This window comes from Streptomyces triticirhizae (assembly GCF_003696235.1).
Lineage (GTDB): Bacteria > Actinomycetota > Actinomycetes > Streptomycetales > Streptomycetaceae > Streptomyces > Streptomyces triticirhizae.
The window spans coordinates 15219-29832 of sequence record NZ_RFFJ01000061.1 but is presented as its reverse complement, the minus strand read 5'-3'; the positions used below and the strand labels follow the sequence as shown (position 1 = coordinate 29832).

Below are 14614 nucleotides of genomic sequence, written 5' to 3'. Positions count from 1 at the left end.
GCCGCGCTGGCCGCGGCCGGCGTCCCGGAGGACGCGCCGGTCGGCCGGGTCGCGCCCCGGCAGTGGCTGACGCTGCACCGCGCGCTGCGCGGCGGCGCCGGCTGAGCGGGCGGGGTTTCCGTTCCCCTGTCCCGGTTACCCGGGCCACTCGAAGCGAGCCGCCGTAAGGAAGCGAACCATGACTGACTCACTCAGCGGCGACCTCTGGGCCGGCGAGCGGGAAGCGCCCGCCGACAAGGCCAGGGCCGCCGCCCACACGGTGCGGGAACGCGCCGACGAGCAGGCCCGTGCCCAGTCGCACCGGGCCGCCGACCGGGTGCGCCAGGTCGCGGACGAGCTGTCCCAGCTGGCGCGGCAGGCGCCCGACGACTCCCCGACCAGAACCCTGGTCGCCCGCGCCGCCGACGGCGGCCACCGGGCCGCCGGCTATCTGGACCGCCGTGGCCTGGGCGGGCTGCTGGACGACACCCAGCGCATGGCCAGACAGCGCCCGGCGGCCTTCGTCGGCGCGACGGCGCTGGCCGGATTCGCCATGGGCCGCCTGGCCAAGGCGGGCCGGGCCGCGAGCCAGGACCAGGACGGGGAACGGGACCAGGGCCGAAGCCGGGACCGGGGGTCCGACGCCTCGGACCCCGTGGAGCGTTCCGCCCGCCGGGGCACGTTCGACCAGGCCGACCACCCCGAGCGGACCGGCTACCCGGAGGCGTGAGATGGCACAGCACACAGCGCGCGACACCGTCGGTGACACGGGACGGGACACCGGTCGGCGTGGGAGCGACGGCTCGATCGGCTCGCTCTTCGCCGACGTCACCTCCGACGTCCAGCGGCTGGTCCGACAGGAGGCCGAGCTGGCCAGGGCGGAGGTCAAGGAGGAGTTCGGCCGGGCGGGCAAGGCCGCCGGGATGATGGGCGGCGCCGGCTTCGCCGGCTGGATGGTCGCCTTCTTCCTGTCGCTGGCCGCCCTGTTCGGCCTGGGCAACGTGATGGACCTGGGCTGGGCCGGCCTGATCGTGGCGGGCGCCTGGGCGCTGCTCGGCGCGGCACTCTTCCTGCTGGGCCGGAGCCGGCTGCGCCGCTTCTCGCCGAAACCCACCAAGACCATGGAGAGCCTGAAGGAGGACGCAGCATGGGCACGTCATCCGACCGGATAAGGAGCGACATCGAGTCGACCCGTCAGCAACTGGCGGGCGACCTGGACCGGTTGGCCGACCGGGTCAGCCCGATGGGCGCGGTCCGCCGCAACGGCGGAACGTTCAAAGAGTCGGCCACCGGGGCCCGCGAACGGGTCCGCGAGGCCGCCACCCACTCCACCGAGCGGGCCAGGCAGCGCGGCCAGGGCGGCGCGAGGTCGCTGCGCGACGGCGCGGGCCAGGCCGCCGAGCAGGCCAGGGGCAACCCGCTGGCCGCCGGGGCCGTCGGCTTCGCCGTCGGCGTGCTGGCCGCCGCCGTGCTGCCGGGCAGCGACCGCGAACAGCGGGCCGCCGGACGCATCGCGGAGCGCGCCGCACCCCAGCTGGACCCGCTGCGCGACGCGGCCAACCGCTCGGCCCGCGAGTTCGGCAGCGAGGCCAGGGAGTCGATGCGCCAGGCGGCCGACGAGATCCGGCTGTCCGCGACCGAGGCGGCGCGCCACACCAGGGAACGGGCGGCACACCCCGGCTGAACGGTCACCCCGGCCGAACGGACCCGCGCGACGCCCCCGGCCACCCGGCCGGGGGTTCGCCCCTGCCGTGCCGCCGTTCGTTCCACAGATCACAGCTCGGCGACTCCCCCACCGGAAGCGGCCCCTCCGGGCGATACTGGGCATCATGCCGACCATCGCCGCCCCTTCCCGTCCGGAACTGATCGAGCACCTGATACGCACCCGGATCGCCGGCGAGGTCGCCACCCCGAGGGAGAACAACCTCGCCCACTACCGGGAGTTGGCCAACGGCAACCGCTACTACTGGCTCGGCCTGGAGCTGGGCGACCGCTGGAACGACGAGCAGGACGTGCTGGCCGTGATGGCCGAGCGCTGCGGCGTCGACGGCGACCCCGAGCACCGGCAGGGCCAGGACACCATCGACCCCGAGCTGACCGTGGACGGCCTGGACCGGGCCGCCGCGCTGCTGCGGAAGGCGGCCCAGGACCGGCAGCGGGTCCTCGTCGCCACCGGCCACCCCGGCGGGCTGCTCGACGTCCACGCCCAGACCGCCGCCGCGCTGAGCGCGGTCGGCTGCGAGCTGGTCCGCGTCCCGCTGGGCCTGACCGCCGACGAGGGCGTGGTCGCCCAGCTCGCCGGCGTCGCCATGTACGAGCGGGGCGCCACCCTCTGGCACACGCACTCCCCGCAGCCGATGGCGGAGATCCTGGCGGCGCTGCCCCAGGAGGGCGAGGAGCTGCCCGACCTGGTGATCGCCGACCACGGCTGGGCCGGCTGCGCCGCCCAGTTCGGCATCGAGACCATCGGCTACGCCGACTGCAACGACCCGGCGCTCTTCCTGGGCGAGAACGAGGGCACGCTCAGCGTCTGCGTCCCGCTCGACGACCACGTCATCAACCCGCGCTTCTACGAGCCGATGACCGCCTACCTGCTGGACACCGCCGGCCTGGCCGGCCCCAGCCCGCTGGTCTGAGCGCCCAGGGCCGCTGGCGTCAGCGCGGGACCCGCATCAGCCCCTCCTGGATCACCGAGACCGCCAGCCGCCCGTCCCTGGTGAAGATCCGCCCCCGCGCCAGCCCCCGGCCGCCCTGCGCGGTGGGCGAGTCGGTGTCGTAGAGCAGCCACTCGTCCGCCCGGAACGGCCGGTGGAACCACATCGCGTGGTCCAGGCTGGCCCCCACGATGTCGCCGACCGTCCACCCGCCCCTGCCGTGCGCCAGCAGCACCGAGTCCAGCAGTGTCATGTCCGAGACATAGGTGGCCAGGCACAGGTGAGAGACGGGGTTGTCGTGCTCCCCGTCGAGCTTGCCGTTGACCCGGAACCACACCTGCGAGCGCGGCTCGCGCCGCACCCCGGCGGTGGCGAACGGCGGCTCGTTGACGTACCGCAGGTCGATCGCCCGCCGGGCGTCCAGCAGGAGTTGGACGACGGCCGGGTCGACGAAGCGGTCCGCGTAGCGTGGCAGCAGCTCGTCCGCCGTGGGCAGCGTCTCCGGGTCGGGCACCTCGGGCATCGGCTCCTGGTGTTCGAGGCCGTCCTCGACCGTCTGGAGCGAGGCGGAGAGATGGAAGATCGGCTGCCCGTGCTGGACGGCCACCACCCGCCGGGTGCTGAACGAACGCCCGTCCCTGATCCGGTCCACGGTGTAGACGATCGGCGCGCCGGGGTCGCCGGGCCGGAGGAAGTAGGAGTGCAGCGAGTGCGCCAGGCGGTCCTCGGGAACGGTGCGACAGGCCGCGACCAGCGCCTGGGCGGCCACCTGCCCGCCGAAGACCCGGGGGACGACGGAACGGTGGCTGTCCCCCCGGAAGATGTCGCGCTCGATCGGCTCCAGGTCGAGAAGACCGAGAAGGTACTGGAGAGTAGCGTCCATGGTCCGATTCTCCACGGCCCCGGGCACCCGCCCACGACCGGAGGTGCGAAACCCGGGCCATCGCGGAGGATCAGGCCCGCACGCCGAAGGCCCGGCCCCTGAACTCAGGGACCGGGCCTTCGCGACTGGTAGCGGGGACAGGATTTGAACCTGCGACCTCTGGGTTATGAGCCCAGCGAGCTACCGAGCTGCTCCACCCCGCGTCGTGTTCTCCACTCTAGCCCTCCGCCTCGGGGCCAGGCAAATCAGCCGCCCCGCACGCAGTCCGGGCAGCGCCCGTAGTAGGTCACGGCCACCTGCGAGACCTCGAAACCGAAGCGCCCCTCGGCCGGCAGCGCCCGCAGCGGGTCCTCGGTCAGCCGCACGTCCCGCATCGCGCCGCAGCCCGAGCAGACCAGGTGCTGGTGCGGGTCGTGGGCGTTGGGGTCGTACCGCTTGGCGCGGCCGTCGGTGGTGACCTCGATCACCTCTCCGAGGGCGACCAGCTCGCCCAGGGTGTTGTAGACGGAGGCCCGGGAGATCTCCGGCAGCCGGTCGGCGGCCCTGGCGTGCACCTCGTCGGCGGTGAAGTGCACGTGCTCGCCGTCCAGGACCTCGGCGATGACCCGCCGCTGGGCGGTCAGTCGCCAGCCACGGGCACGCAGTCGCTGAAGCAGGTCACTCATGGTCACAGCCTAGCGCGACCCGGCCCACCGGCCGACGATGTACGTTTCTGGCGCCCATCCAGATTCGAGACTCATCTTGACTTGGACTAAGTCCAATATAGGATCTGCTCAGAACACCGAGTCGAAGGGCGTGGACCGACACATGACCGACCAGATCCCAGCGGGCCCCCTCACCACCGAGGCGGGCGCTCCCGTGGCGGACAACCAGCACAGCCAGGTCGCGGGCGTCGGGGGTCCCGTGCTGATCCAGGACCAGCACCTCATCGAGAAGCTGGCCCACTTCAACCGCGAGCGCGTCCCCGAGCGCGTGGTGCACGCGCGCGGCGCGGGCGCCTACGGCACGTTCACCGTGACCGCCGACGTGACCCCGTACACCAGGGCCGCGTTCCTCTCCGAGATCGGCAAGGAGACCGAGGTCTTCCTCCGCTTCTCCACCGTGGCGGGCAACCTGGGCGCGGCGGACGCGGTGCGCGACCCGCGCGGTTTCGCGCTGAAGTTCTACACCGAAGAGGGCAACTACGACCTGGTGGGGAACAACACCCCGATCTTCTTCATCAAGGACGCCATCAAGTTCCCCGACTTCATCCACACCCAGAAGCGCGACCCGTACACCGGCTCCCAGGAGCCGGACAACGTCTGGGACTTCTGGGGCCTGTCGCCCGAGTCCACCCACCAGGTCACCTGGCTCTTCGGCGACCGTGGCATCCCGGCCTCCTACCGGCACATGAACGGCTACGGCTCGCACACCTTCCAGTGGACCAACGCGGCCGGCGAGGCGTTCTGGGTCAAGTACCACTTCAAGACGGACCAGGGCATCAGGAACCTGACCGCCGAGGAGGCCGCCGTGCTGGCCGGCCAGGACCCGGACAGCCACCAGCGCGACCTGCGGGTCTCGATCGAGAACGGCGACTTCCCGAGCTGGACCGTGCAGGCGCAGATCATGCCGGTCGCCGACGCGCCCACCTACCGGTTCAACCCGTTCGACCTGACCAAGGTCTGGCCGCACGCCGACTACCCGCCGATCGAGATCGGCCGGCTGGAGCTGAACCGCAACCCGCGCAACGTCTTCGCCGAGGTCGAGCAGTCGATCTTCTCCCCGCACCACTTCGTGCCGGGCATCGGCCCCTCGCCCGACAACATGCTCCAGGGCCGGCTCTTCGCCTACGGCGACGCCCACCGCTACCGGGTCGGGATCAACGCCGACCAGCTGCCGGTCAACCGCCCGCACGCCACCGAGGCCCGCACCCACGGCCGGGACGGCCACGCCTACGACGGGCGGCACGGCGGCGCGAAGAACTACGAGCCCAACAGCTTCGGCGGCCCGGCCCAGACGGACCAGCCGCTGTGGGCGGCCACCACCGTCTCCGGCGTCACCGGCGACCACCCGGCGCCCTCGCACGCCGAGGACGACGACTACGGCCAGGCCGGCACGCTCTACCGGCTGATGTCCGAGGACGAGAAGGAGCGGCTGATCGCCAACCTGGCCGGCTCCATCGCCCAGGTCTCCCGCGACGACATCGCCGAGCGGGCGATCGAGAACTTCCGCAGGGCGGACGAGGACTACGGCAAGCGGCTCCACGCCGCGGTCCAGGCCCTCCGCGGCTGATCAACCCGATCAACCACGGGACCGCTTGCCGTACACCCCGGAGCGGCCGGCTGCCTCAGGGCGTCGGCCGCTCCGGCCTGTTCGGGCCCGCGACGGCCACGGCTCAGCGGCGCAGCGCCGCGAGCAGCTCGTCGTGGAGCAGCCCGTTGGAGGCGGCGGCGTCCACCCCGTGCGGCCCGGGCCTGCCGTCCAGGCCGGTGAACCGGCCGCCGGCCTCGGTCACCACGATCGAGGGCGCCGCCATGTCCCACAGCGACAGCTCCGGCTCGGCGCAGATGTCCACCGCGCCCTCGGCGACCATCATGTACGACCAGAAGTCCCCGTAGGCGCGGGTCCGCCAGCAGGAGCGGGTCAGGTCCAGCAGGCCGTCGAGCATCCCGCGCTCCTCCCAACCGCCCAGCGAGGAGAAGGAGAACGACGCGTCCGCCAGCGTGCCCACCTCCGAGACCCGCAGCCGGCTCGCCGACGTCAGGCTCCGCCCGGTGTAGGCGCCGCCGCCGAGCGCCGCCCACCAGCGCCGGCTCAGCGCGGGCGCCGAGACCACGCCCACCACCGGCACATCGCCCTCGGCGCCGCGCTCCAGCAACGCGATCAGCGTGGCCCAGACCGGCACCCCTCGAACGTAGTTCTTGGTGCCGTCGATCGGGTCGATCACCCAACGGCGCGGCCCGTGCCCCTCGTTGCCGTACTCCTCGCCCAGCACCGCGTCGCGCGGCCGGGCCCGGCGCAGCGCGGAACGGATCAGCTCCTCGGCGGCCCGGTCCGCCTCGCTGACCGGGGTCATGTCCGGTTTGGTGTCGACCTTGAGGTCGAGGGCCTTGAACCGGTCCATGGTCGCGGCGTCGGCGGCGTCGGCCAGCACATGCGCGAGGCGCAGATCATCGTGGTAGTCGGGCATGTCCCCCAGTATCGCGGGCGGCCCGCCGCGCCCGGCCGCGCCCCGACCTTCCCCCGGCGGCCGTGGCCGCGACCACCCTTGACACCCCGCCCGGGCGCGTCAATTCTGTGCCCGGACCAGGCCGGTGCCGCACCTGGAGCGAGGAGGCGACGATGCCCACCGCCCGCGAGTCCCTGCTGGAAGCCGCCAGAACCGCCGTCGACGAACGCCCGTGGCCCCAGGTGCGGATGGTGGAGGTGGCCGCCTCGGCCGGCGTCTCCCGGCAGACCCTGTACAACGAGTTCGGCGACAAGGCCGGGCTCGGCCGGGCCCTGACCGACCACCGGGTCACCGGGTTCCTGGAGGCGTTCCGCGAGCACTGCGCCCGGCGCTCCGCGCGCGCCGGCGACCCGCTCGCCGACGCGGCCGACTGGATCGTCCGCACCGCGCGTGCCGACCGGCTCGTCCGCGCCTCGCTCACCGGCTGCCGCTGCGCGGGGATGCCGCCGGCCGAGCACCAACCGGGCCGGCTCGTCGCCGAGTTGCGCGAGCGCGCGCTGCGCGCCCTGGCCCCGCACACCGCGCCGCAGGGCCGGGATGAACTCCCCGACTCCTGCGAGACCGCGATACGGCTGGCCCTCTCCCGGCTGATCGCGCCGCCCGACCAGGCCAACTAGCCGACTCGCCGGGCCCGTTCACACCCGCAGCGACCACAGCGTCCCGTCGCGGTCCAGGACGACGAACCGGTCGCCCGCGATCGCCGGGCCGCTCAGCTCCCTGCTGTCGAACGTGCCCGCCCACATCTCGCCGCCGGTCTCCGCGTCGAGGACCCGGAGGGTGGTCCAGCGCCTGAACAGCCGCTCGTCCCTGGTCCGATAGAGCAGGACACAGCCGTCGGCGGCCCGCACCAGCTGGGTGTCGCCGGCCTCGTCGCGCCACAGCTCCGCGCCGTCCTCGGCGGCCCGGCACGCCGTGCCCTCCGCGCCGGTGGGCAGGACGAAACCGCCCGCCACGCCGACGGCCCGGCCGGACCCGGCCGGGCTCCAGGCGCCGTCGTAGGTCCACCTCGGCTCGCCGGTGAGCGCGTCGACGGCGGTCGGCCGCCGGCGGTCCCCGGCGGCGTGCGGCAGGAACACGGTGGTGCCGGACAGCAGCGAGCCGAGGGGCGGGGTGTCCCGCAGCCCGTTCTCCGGCTCACCGTCGAGGAACGCGGTGCGCCAGACCTGCTCGCCCGTGCGCGCCTCGCGAAGGACGAGGTCGACGCCGGCCGTCGTCCCGGCGTGCTCGTAGCAGAGGAAGCCCTCGCCGACCGGGTGCGCCCGGCCCGCGTGGTCCATCAGGGAGATGTCGGGGCTCTCCCACAGCAGTTCGCCCGTCCCCGCGTCCAACATCGCGGTGGAGACCCCCGAGCACAGCACCAGGTCCCCGACCAACGCCAGGTCGCCGCCCTCCAGCGCGCCCGTCCCCCACCGCCCCTCGCCGCTGCTCGGAACCCTCCCGCTGACATAGGAGTCCTCGCGCTGGATCAGCAGACCGCTGGGCCGGTGCACGGCGAACTCGGCGCCGCCGTCGACCCCCAGGTCCCACCGGCGTTCGCCGCTGGCCGCGTCGAGGGCGTGCAGCAGGAGGCCCTCGTTCCCGTTCCGCGTCACGGCGAGCACGGTGCCGTCCACGGCGTTCAGGATCATGCCCCCGCCGGCCAACGGCGCGTCCAACGGCACCTGCCACAGCGGCTCGCCGTTCGACAGGTCGACGGCGTGGATCGCGGCGGTGTCCCTGTAGTCGTGCCCCGCGGCCACGAAGCAGCGCCCGTCGGCCAGGATGTCGTTGCCGTGGCTGGCGAGTTGGCTGATGTCGTCGATGGTCAGCGACCAGTTCACCGGGCCCTTGCCCGGGTCGGCGGTCAGGTAGAGCGCGGCCGAGCCGCCGGCCGCCGCGAGCGCGGCCAGGCCGGCGCCGCGCACCAACAGCTCGCGTCGGCTGGTGTGGTCGCCGCCGGGCGGCGCGGGGGTGGTCGGGGCCTTCGGGGCGTCGGCCGTCGACGCGGTCGCGGTGATGGTCGCCGGCCGCGCGCTCCCCTCGTCCACCACGGTCGGCCCGTGGCGCGGGACGGCGGGCGCCGCCGCCCCGCCGTCGAGGCCGCGCAGCGCCTCGGCGAGCGCGGCGGCCGACGCGTACCGCTCGCCCGGCTCCTTGGCCAACAGCCGCAGGATCAACGCGTCCCAGTCCGCCGAGACGCCGGGGGCGACGGCGCTCGGCGCCGGCGGCTGGTCGTGGAGGTGCGCCGTGAGGTAGCCGAGCGCGTCGGGGGCGGTGAACGGCGGCCGCCCGGTGCGCAGTTCGAACAGCACACAGCCCAGCGCGTACAGGTCGCTGCGCGGCTCGGGGCGGCCGCGCGCCTGCTCGGGCGCCAGATAGGCGGCCGTGCCCACCAGGAACCCGGTGTGGGTCACCCGGTCCTCGGTGGCCACCGGGTCGACGGCGCGGGCGATCCCGAAGTCGAGCACCTTCAGGTTGCCCCGGGACGTGACGAACAGGTTCGCCGGCTTGATGTCGCGGTGCAGGATGCCGGCGGCGTGCGCCTCGGCCAGCGCGTCACAGACCTGCGCGCCCCACCGGGCGGCGTCCGCCGCGCCGACCCTGCCGCGCCCGACGACCGCGTCCAGGCCCTCGCCGCGCAGCAACTCCATGACCAGGAACGGCGTGGTGCCCTCCTCGGTCACGGCCTCGCCCAGATCGTGCACGGTCACGATGTTCGGATGCTGGAGGGCGGCGGTGATCCGCGCCTCCCGCAGGAAGCGGGCGCGCGCCTCGTCGGCCCGGCTGCCGCCGCCGGCCAGGGCCGAGACCACCTTGACGCCGACCTGCCGCCGCAGCCGCTCGTCGCGCGCCTCCCACACCTCCCCCATCCCACCCCGCCCGAGCGGGCGCAACAGCCGGTAACGGTCGGCGAGTATGCGGTCGTTCACGGCCCCAGGTCCCCCACGGATGCGCCCTTCTCGGTCAGCAGGCGCATCGTAGTCCCGCGCCCACGGCGCGGTACTCCCCTCAGGGCGCCTCAGTCGCCCTCGTGCCGCTCCCTGGTCGCCAGCAGCCTGCGCAGCGAGTAGAGGCGGGCCGGCTCGGCGTGGCCCTCGGCCACCCAGTCGTCCAGCGCGCAGTCCGGCTCGTCGTGGCCGCACGCGCGGGGGCAGTCCGCCGCGCCCGGCTCCAGGTCGGGGAACGCGTGGATCACCCGGGACGGATCGACGTGGTTCAGCCCGAACGACCGCACGCCCGGGGTGTCGATCACCCAGCCCCCGTCGTCGGGCAGCGGCAGCGCCAGCGCGGAGACCGTGGTGTGCCGGCCGCGCCCGGTGACCGCGTTGACCCGGCCGGTCGCCCGCCGCCGCTCGGGCACCAGCGCGTTCACCAGGGTGGTCTTGCCGACCCCGCTGTGCCCCACGAAGGCCGTGATCCGACCGGCCAGCAGGGCGTGCACCGGCTCGACGGCCTCCTCGTCGTCGAACCGCTCGGCGGTGGTCACCACATGCCGCACCCCGAGCGGGGTGTAGGTGTCCAACAGCGGCTTCGCCGGCGCCAGATCGGCCTTGGTGAGGATCAACAGCGGCTCAAGACCCGCGTCATAGGCGGCCACCAGGCAGCGGTCGATCAGCCGGGGGCGCGGCTCCGGGTCGGCCAGCGCGGTCACGATCGCCAGCTGGTCGGCGTTGGCGACGACGACCCGCTCGTGCGGATCGTCGTCGTCCGCCGTGCGGCGCAGCACGGAGCGCCGCTCCTCGACGCGCACCACGCGGGCCAGGGTGTCCTTGTCGCCGGAGAGGTCCCCGACCACCGCGACCCGGTCGCCCACCACCACGCCCTTGCGGCCCAACTCCCGGGCCTTCATGGCGAGCACGGTGCGCTCCTCCACCAGGCAGGTGATCCGGCCCCGGTCCACCGTCACCACGAAGCCCTCGGCCGCGTCCTCGTGGGCGGGCCTGCGGTGCGTGCGCGGCCTGGTGCCCCGGCGACTCGGCCGGACCCGAACGTCGTCCTCGTCCGTGTGCTTGCCGTAGCGGCGCATCGCCGGCCCGCCCGCGCCTAGTCCCCGGCCCCCGCCGCGCCGGGCCCCTCGGGCGCCAGCATCCCGTGCCACAGCTCGGGGAAGTCGGGCATGGTCTTGGCCGTGGTGGCGATGTCCTCCACCTCGACGTCCTTGACCACCAGGCCCAACAGCGCGCCGGCGGTGGCGAGTCGGTGGTCCTCGTAGGTGTGGAAGACGCCGCCGTGCAGCGGGCGCGGCCGGATGCGCAGCCCGTCCTCGGTCTCGGTGACATCGCCGCCGAGCGCGTTGATCTCCTTGGTCAGCGCGGCCAGCCGGTCCGTCTCGTGGAGCCGCAGATGGCCGACGCCGCGCAACGTGGACTCGCCGTCGGCGAGCGCGGCGACGGCGGCGATGCCGGGCGTCAGCTCGCCGACCTCGCTGAGGTCGGCGTCGATGCCGCGCACCCGGCCGGTGCCGGTCAGGGTCAGGCCCCGCGCGTCGAGGCGGCACTCCCCGCCCATCTCGGTGAAGATCCGGCGCAGCGCGTCGCCGGGCTGGGTGGTGTGCGTCGGCCAGTCCGGGATCGTGACCCGACCCCCGGTGACCAGCGCGGCGGCCAGGAACGGCTGGGCGTTGGAGAGGTCCGGCTCGATGACCAGGTCCCGGCCGAGGAGCGCCCCCGACGTCACCCGCCACACGTTGGGCTCGCCGCCGGAGTCCGGCGCGTCCACCTGGGCGCCGGCCCGGCGCAGCATGTCCACGGTCATCCTGATGTGCGGCATCGAGGGCAGCCGCTCCCCGACGTGCCGCACCTCGACGCCCTGGTTGAACCGGGGCGCGGAGAGCAGCAGGGCGCTGACGAACTGGGAGGAGGCGGAGGCGTCCACGTCGACCCGCCCGCCGTCCAACGAGCCGGCGCCGTGCACCGTCATCGGCAGCGCGCCGCGCCCGCCGTCGTCGATCCGGGCGCCCAGCGCGCGCAGCGCGTCGATCACCCCGTGCAGGGGGCGCTCGTGGGAACGGGGGTCGCCGTCGAACCGCACCGGCCCCTCGGCGAGCGCGGCCAGCGGCGGCAGGAAACGCATCACGGTGCCGGCGTTGCCGACGTCCACCGTGGCCGGCGCCTGCGGGTGGGCCGGGATGACCCGCCAGGCCTCGCCCCGGCCGACGGGCAGTCCCGAGACCGCCGAGTTGGATGAGACGGTCTCCTCGATGCCGATGCCGAGCGCGCGGAGTGCGTCCGCCATCAGCAGGGTGTCCCGGGAGCGCAGCGGGCGGCGCAGCCAGCCGGGGTCGGCGGCCAGCGCCGCCAGGATCAGGGCACGGTTGGTGACCGACTTGGAGCCGGGCACCGTTACCGTCGCGTCCACCGCGCCGGAGGCGAAAGGCGCGGGCCAGAGGGCCAGGGTCTCGCTGTCGTCGGTCATGAGCCTCACTCTAGTGCGTGACAGTCCGTGATCGCCGGTGTTCAACGGTCAAGCAACCACCGGGCGCCACCGGTCAACGACGTCAGCGTCACCGCGTGAAACAGAATCAGCCAGAAGAAGGCCGGCGTGTGCGTCAGCCGGGCGAGCTGGTCCGCGTCCGAGTCGCGCGCCTGTCCGCGCCGGCGCTTGGTCTGTAGCTCGAAGACCGGCCGCACGCCCCCCAACAGCAGGAACCAGACGACCACATAGGCGAACGCGGCCTGCACGTCCGGCTCGGTGAGCCAGCTGACCAGCAGGAAGAGCGCGCAGGTCAGCAGCACGGTCAGCAGGCCGTAGGCGTTCCGCACCATCACCAGCAGCGCCAGCAGCAGCGCGGTCGCGCCCCACAGCAGCGCCGTGATCCGCCCGTCGGCCAGCAGCGCCGCGCCCCCGAGCCCCAGCAGCGAGGGGGCCACATAGCCGGCCGCCGCCGTGAGGATCATCCCGAAACCGGTGGGTTTGCCCCGGGAGACCGTCAGCCCCGAGGTGTCGGAGTGCAGGGTGATGCCGTCCAGCTTCCGCCCGGTGAGCAACGCGACCAGCCCGTGCCCACCCTCGTGCGCGATGGTGACGGCGTTCCGCGCCACCCGCCACACGCCCCGGGAGACGACCGCCGCCAGCGCGACGACGGCCGTCCCCAGTATCAACCACATCTCGGGAGCGGGCTGGGTGCCGGTGACCCGGTCCCACAGCTCCCCGATATCAGCGATGTCCATGACTGCCCGATCCTAGGGCCTCTCTTTCGGGGGACGCCGAGGCGAGCCGGCCCGGGCGGCGCTAACGACGCGGGCGGCCAGAAGAAACGGTTCGGTCAAGGGGCCGCCCGCTGGGCCACCCGCAGGACGCCATTCACTCCAATGCCTCACATCCCGGCCGGGGCCGCGTCGTTTGGCGGAATGTGACCGCACTGCCAGCCGAGGGCGAGGACCGCGACCGATGATGCACGACTCCCGAGGCGCGGCCTGGCCGCACGGCACCGAGGACATGGGGGTCTTCGTTCCCCCCGAACTGCGCACGGGGCCGCATCCGGACCTGCCCCCCGTGGGGAACGGCTGGGGCTTCGGCGACGACACCGCGCGGCTGACCGACCTGCTCAGGACGGAGGAGCTGCCGGAGCCCCCGGCGCCCCGGCACCGCAGGACCCGCCACCGGGTCACCGCGCCCCGGGAGTCGGCCAGGGTCAGGTGGCTGCGCTGGGCCAGCCTGCTGCTGGGGGCGACGACGGCGGTGCTGGTCGCGATGTTGAGCGTGCTGGGCGGGCTGATCAGCTACCAGCCGCTGCGCGACGCGGCGGCCCCCGGCCAGTCGGCGCTGCTCAACGCGTGGTGGCCGCTGCTGGTCTACGGCCCCTGGCTGGTCGCGTCGCTCTCCATCCTCCGCGCCGCCCTCCACCAGCGGAGCGTGCGCCACTCGTGGGTGGTGGTGATCCTCTTCTCCGGGCTGGCCGTCTGCCTCTCGGTCGCCCAGGCCCCGATGACCACCGTGGACATCGCGGTGGCCGCCGTGCCGCCGGTCTCGGCGCTGGTCGCCTTCCACCAGATCGTCAAGCAGATGACCCTCACCAATCCGCCGCGCCATGCGCTGCCCCGCCAGCGGACCGGCCACCACCGGGGCTGAACGGAGCATTCTTACCCCCTTCTCCGCCTCCTTCTGCCTTCGGGACCCGGGTTGGCCGCCCGCTCCGCCCTAGGTGGCCAACTCATAGGCCGCGCCGCGCTGTTGGCCCGGGTCGGCGAAGTGGACAAAGGGCGCGAAGATCCGGGCGCCGTCGTGGAACTCGACGCCGAAGCCCGGGGTGCTGGCCGGCGGCTCCCGCTCCGAGTAGCCCCAGACCCGCGCCACCCCGGCCAGGCCCGCGTTGGTCACGGCCGCGACCAGGAAGCGCTCGACGGCCAGCGGCGTCGGCCGGCCCTCCCCCAACTCCGGCCGCGGCACCGGCTCGGGGGCCCGCCCCGCCGGCGCCTCCGTGCCCGCCGGCGGCTGCGCGGTGACCGCGTGCCACAGCCTGGTCCCCGAGTCGAACGCCACCAGCACGCCGAAGGGCCGGACGTTCCCCTCGGACCAGGGCTCGACCTCCTTGACCCCGGCGACCGCCGGATAGCGGTCACAGGCGAACTCCACGAAGCGCTCGGGACGCATGGCCCTCCCTGCGTCACGCGGGAGAACGATGCCCCCGTCGACCCAACTGACCAGGCAAGTCTAGGAGTTGACCACCCCGCCCCGGGGTCCCTCGTTCGGGTGAGAGCGGGGCCCGCGCCGCCCGCCGGCCCCCGGCCGGCCGCACGAGGAAGCCCCCCGGGCGGCGTCCTCCGCCGCCCGGGGGGCTCTCGTTCCTGGGGTGAGTGACGGGACTTGAACCCGCGGCCACCTGGACCACAACCAGGTGCTCTACCAGCTGAGCTACACCCACCATGACCGGCCTGAACGGCGCGTTCGCCGCCTTCAACCGCTCCACGA

At 74.0% G+C, this 14614-nt stretch carries 15 protein-coding genes and 2 tRNA genes; 7 read left to right on the top strand and 10 right to left on the bottom strand.

The window, feature by feature from the left end:
* Positions 1 to 178: 178 nt before the first annotated feature.
* The 4 genes from EBN88_RS13320 (at position 179) to EBN88_RS13305 (ending at position 2615) form a co-directional block, all read left to right on the top strand.
* Positions 179 to 709 carry a hypothetical protein gene (locus tag EBN88_RS13320; RefSeq protein WP_122184072.1) on the top strand — a complete coding sequence of 177 codons (531 nt, stop codon included), beginning with the start codon at positions 179 to 181 and terminating at the stop codon, positions 707 to 709.
* 1 nt (position 710) lies between these two features.
* Positions 711 to 1151 carry a phage holin family protein gene (locus tag EBN88_RS13315; protein WP_122184071.1) on the top strand — a complete coding sequence of 147 codons (441 nt, stop codon included), beginning with the start codon at positions 711 to 713 and terminating at the stop codon, positions 1149 to 1151.
* Positions 1127 to 1663: a DUF3618 domain-containing protein gene (locus EBN88_RS13310; RefSeq protein WP_122184070.1), complete on the top strand. Its 537-nt coding sequence runs from the start codon at positions 1127 to 1129 to the stop codon at positions 1661 to 1663. Before EBN88_RS13315 ends, EBN88_RS13310 begins: the two co-directional genes overlap by 25 nt.
* A gap of 154 nt (positions 1664 to 1817) precedes the next feature.
* On the top strand, positions 1818 to 2615 hold the full coding sequence (locus EBN88_RS13305; RefSeq protein ID WP_122184075.1) for a phosphatase: 798 nt from the start codon (positions 1818 to 1820) through the stop codon (positions 2613 to 2615).
* 19 nt (positions 2616 to 2634) lie between these two features.
* Here the strand turns inward: EBN88_RS13305 and tesB are convergent, their stop codons facing one another.
* The 3 genes from tesB to EBN88_RS13290 form a co-directional block, all read right to left on the bottom strand.
* Entirely contained in the window at positions 2635 to 3516 is an 882-nt protein-coding gene (gene tesB / locus EBN88_RS13300) for an acyl-CoA thioesterase II (RefSeq protein WP_122184069.1), read from the bottom strand.
* A 126-nt stretch (positions 3517 to 3642) separates the two neighbouring features.
* Positions 3643 to 3719: transfer RNA gene (locus tag EBN88_RS13295), tRNA-Met, on the bottom strand.
* A gap of 42 nt (positions 3720 to 3761) precedes the next feature.
* The gene (locus tag EBN88_RS13290; RefSeq protein WP_122184074.1) at positions 3762 to 4181 is read right to left on the bottom strand and encodes a Fur family transcriptional regulator; all 420 of its coding nucleotides are present in this window, start codon (positions 4179 to 4181) and stop codon (positions 3762 to 3764) included.
* Positions 4182 to 4335: 154 nt separating this feature from the next.
* Between EBN88_RS13290 and EBN88_RS13285 the strand changes: the two genes are divergently transcribed.
* Positions 4336 to 5787: a catalase gene (locus EBN88_RS13285; protein WP_199742345.1), complete on the top strand. Its 1452-nt coding sequence runs from the start codon at positions 4336 to 4338 to the stop codon at positions 5785 to 5787.
* A 103-nt stretch (positions 5788 to 5890) separates the two neighbouring features.
* On the opposite strand, the gene hisN is transcribed toward EBN88_RS13285, so the two are convergent.
* Positions 5891 to 6685: a histidinol-phosphatase gene (gene hisN, locus EBN88_RS13280; protein WP_122184067.1), complete on the bottom strand. Its 795-nt coding sequence runs from the start codon at positions 6683 to 6685 to the stop codon at positions 5891 to 5893.
* 152 nt (positions 6686 to 6837) lie between these two features.
* Here hisN and EBN88_RS13275 point away from each other — a divergent pair, with 152 nt between their 5' ends.
* Positions 6838 to 7341: a TetR/AcrR family transcriptional regulator gene (locus EBN88_RS13275; RefSeq protein ID WP_122184066.1), complete on the top strand. Its 504-nt coding sequence runs from the start codon at positions 6838 to 6840 to the stop codon at positions 7339 to 7341.
* Positions 7342 to 7359: 18 nt separating this feature from the next.
* On the opposite strand, the gene EBN88_RS31790 is transcribed toward EBN88_RS13275, so the two are convergent.
* The 4 genes from EBN88_RS31790 to EBN88_RS13250 all read right to left on the bottom strand — a co-directional run bounded on the left by EBN88_RS31790 (position 7360) and on the right by EBN88_RS13250 (position 12873).
* Complete coding sequence (locus tag EBN88_RS31790) at positions 7360 to 9633, bottom strand: protein kinase domain-containing protein (protein ID WP_233580640.1); 2274 nt, start codon at positions 9631 to 9633, stop codon at positions 7360 to 7362.
* A gap of 89 nt (positions 9634 to 9722) precedes the next feature.
* Entirely contained in the window at positions 9723 to 10730 is a 1008-nt protein-coding gene (rsgA, locus tag EBN88_RS13260; protein ID WP_122184064.1) for a ribosome small subunit-dependent GTPase A, read from the bottom strand.
* 17 nt (positions 10731 to 10747) lie between these two features.
* Positions 10748 to 12118 carry a 3-phosphoshikimate 1-carboxyvinyltransferase gene (gene aroA / locus EBN88_RS13255; protein WP_122184063.1) on the bottom strand — a complete coding sequence of 457 codons (1371 nt, stop codon included), beginning with the start codon at positions 12116 to 12118 and terminating at the stop codon, positions 10748 to 10750.
* 41 nt (positions 12119 to 12159) lie between these two features.
* Positions 12160 to 12873, bottom strand: a complete 714-nt coding sequence (locus EBN88_RS13250) for a M50 family metallopeptidase (RefSeq protein ID WP_122184062.1) — start codon at positions 12871 to 12873, stop codon at positions 12160 to 12162.
* Between the two features lie 220 nt (positions 12874 to 13093).
* Between EBN88_RS13250 and EBN88_RS13245 the strand changes: the two genes are divergently transcribed.
* A complete protein-coding gene (locus tag EBN88_RS13245) occupies positions 13094 to 13774 on the top strand; it encodes a DUF2637 domain-containing protein (protein ID WP_122184061.1) in 681 nt (226 codons plus the stop codon).
* Between the two features lie 69 nt (positions 13775 to 13843).
* On the opposite strand, the gene EBN88_RS13240 is transcribed toward EBN88_RS13245, so the two are convergent.
* Entirely contained in the window at positions 13844 to 14296 is a 453-nt protein-coding gene (locus EBN88_RS13240; protein WP_122184060.1) for a hypothetical protein, read from the bottom strand.
* Between the two features lie 195 nt (positions 14297 to 14491).
* Positions 14492 to 14567: transfer RNA gene (locus tag EBN88_RS13235), tRNA-His, on the bottom strand.
* Positions 14568 to 14614 lie beyond the last annotated feature (47 nt).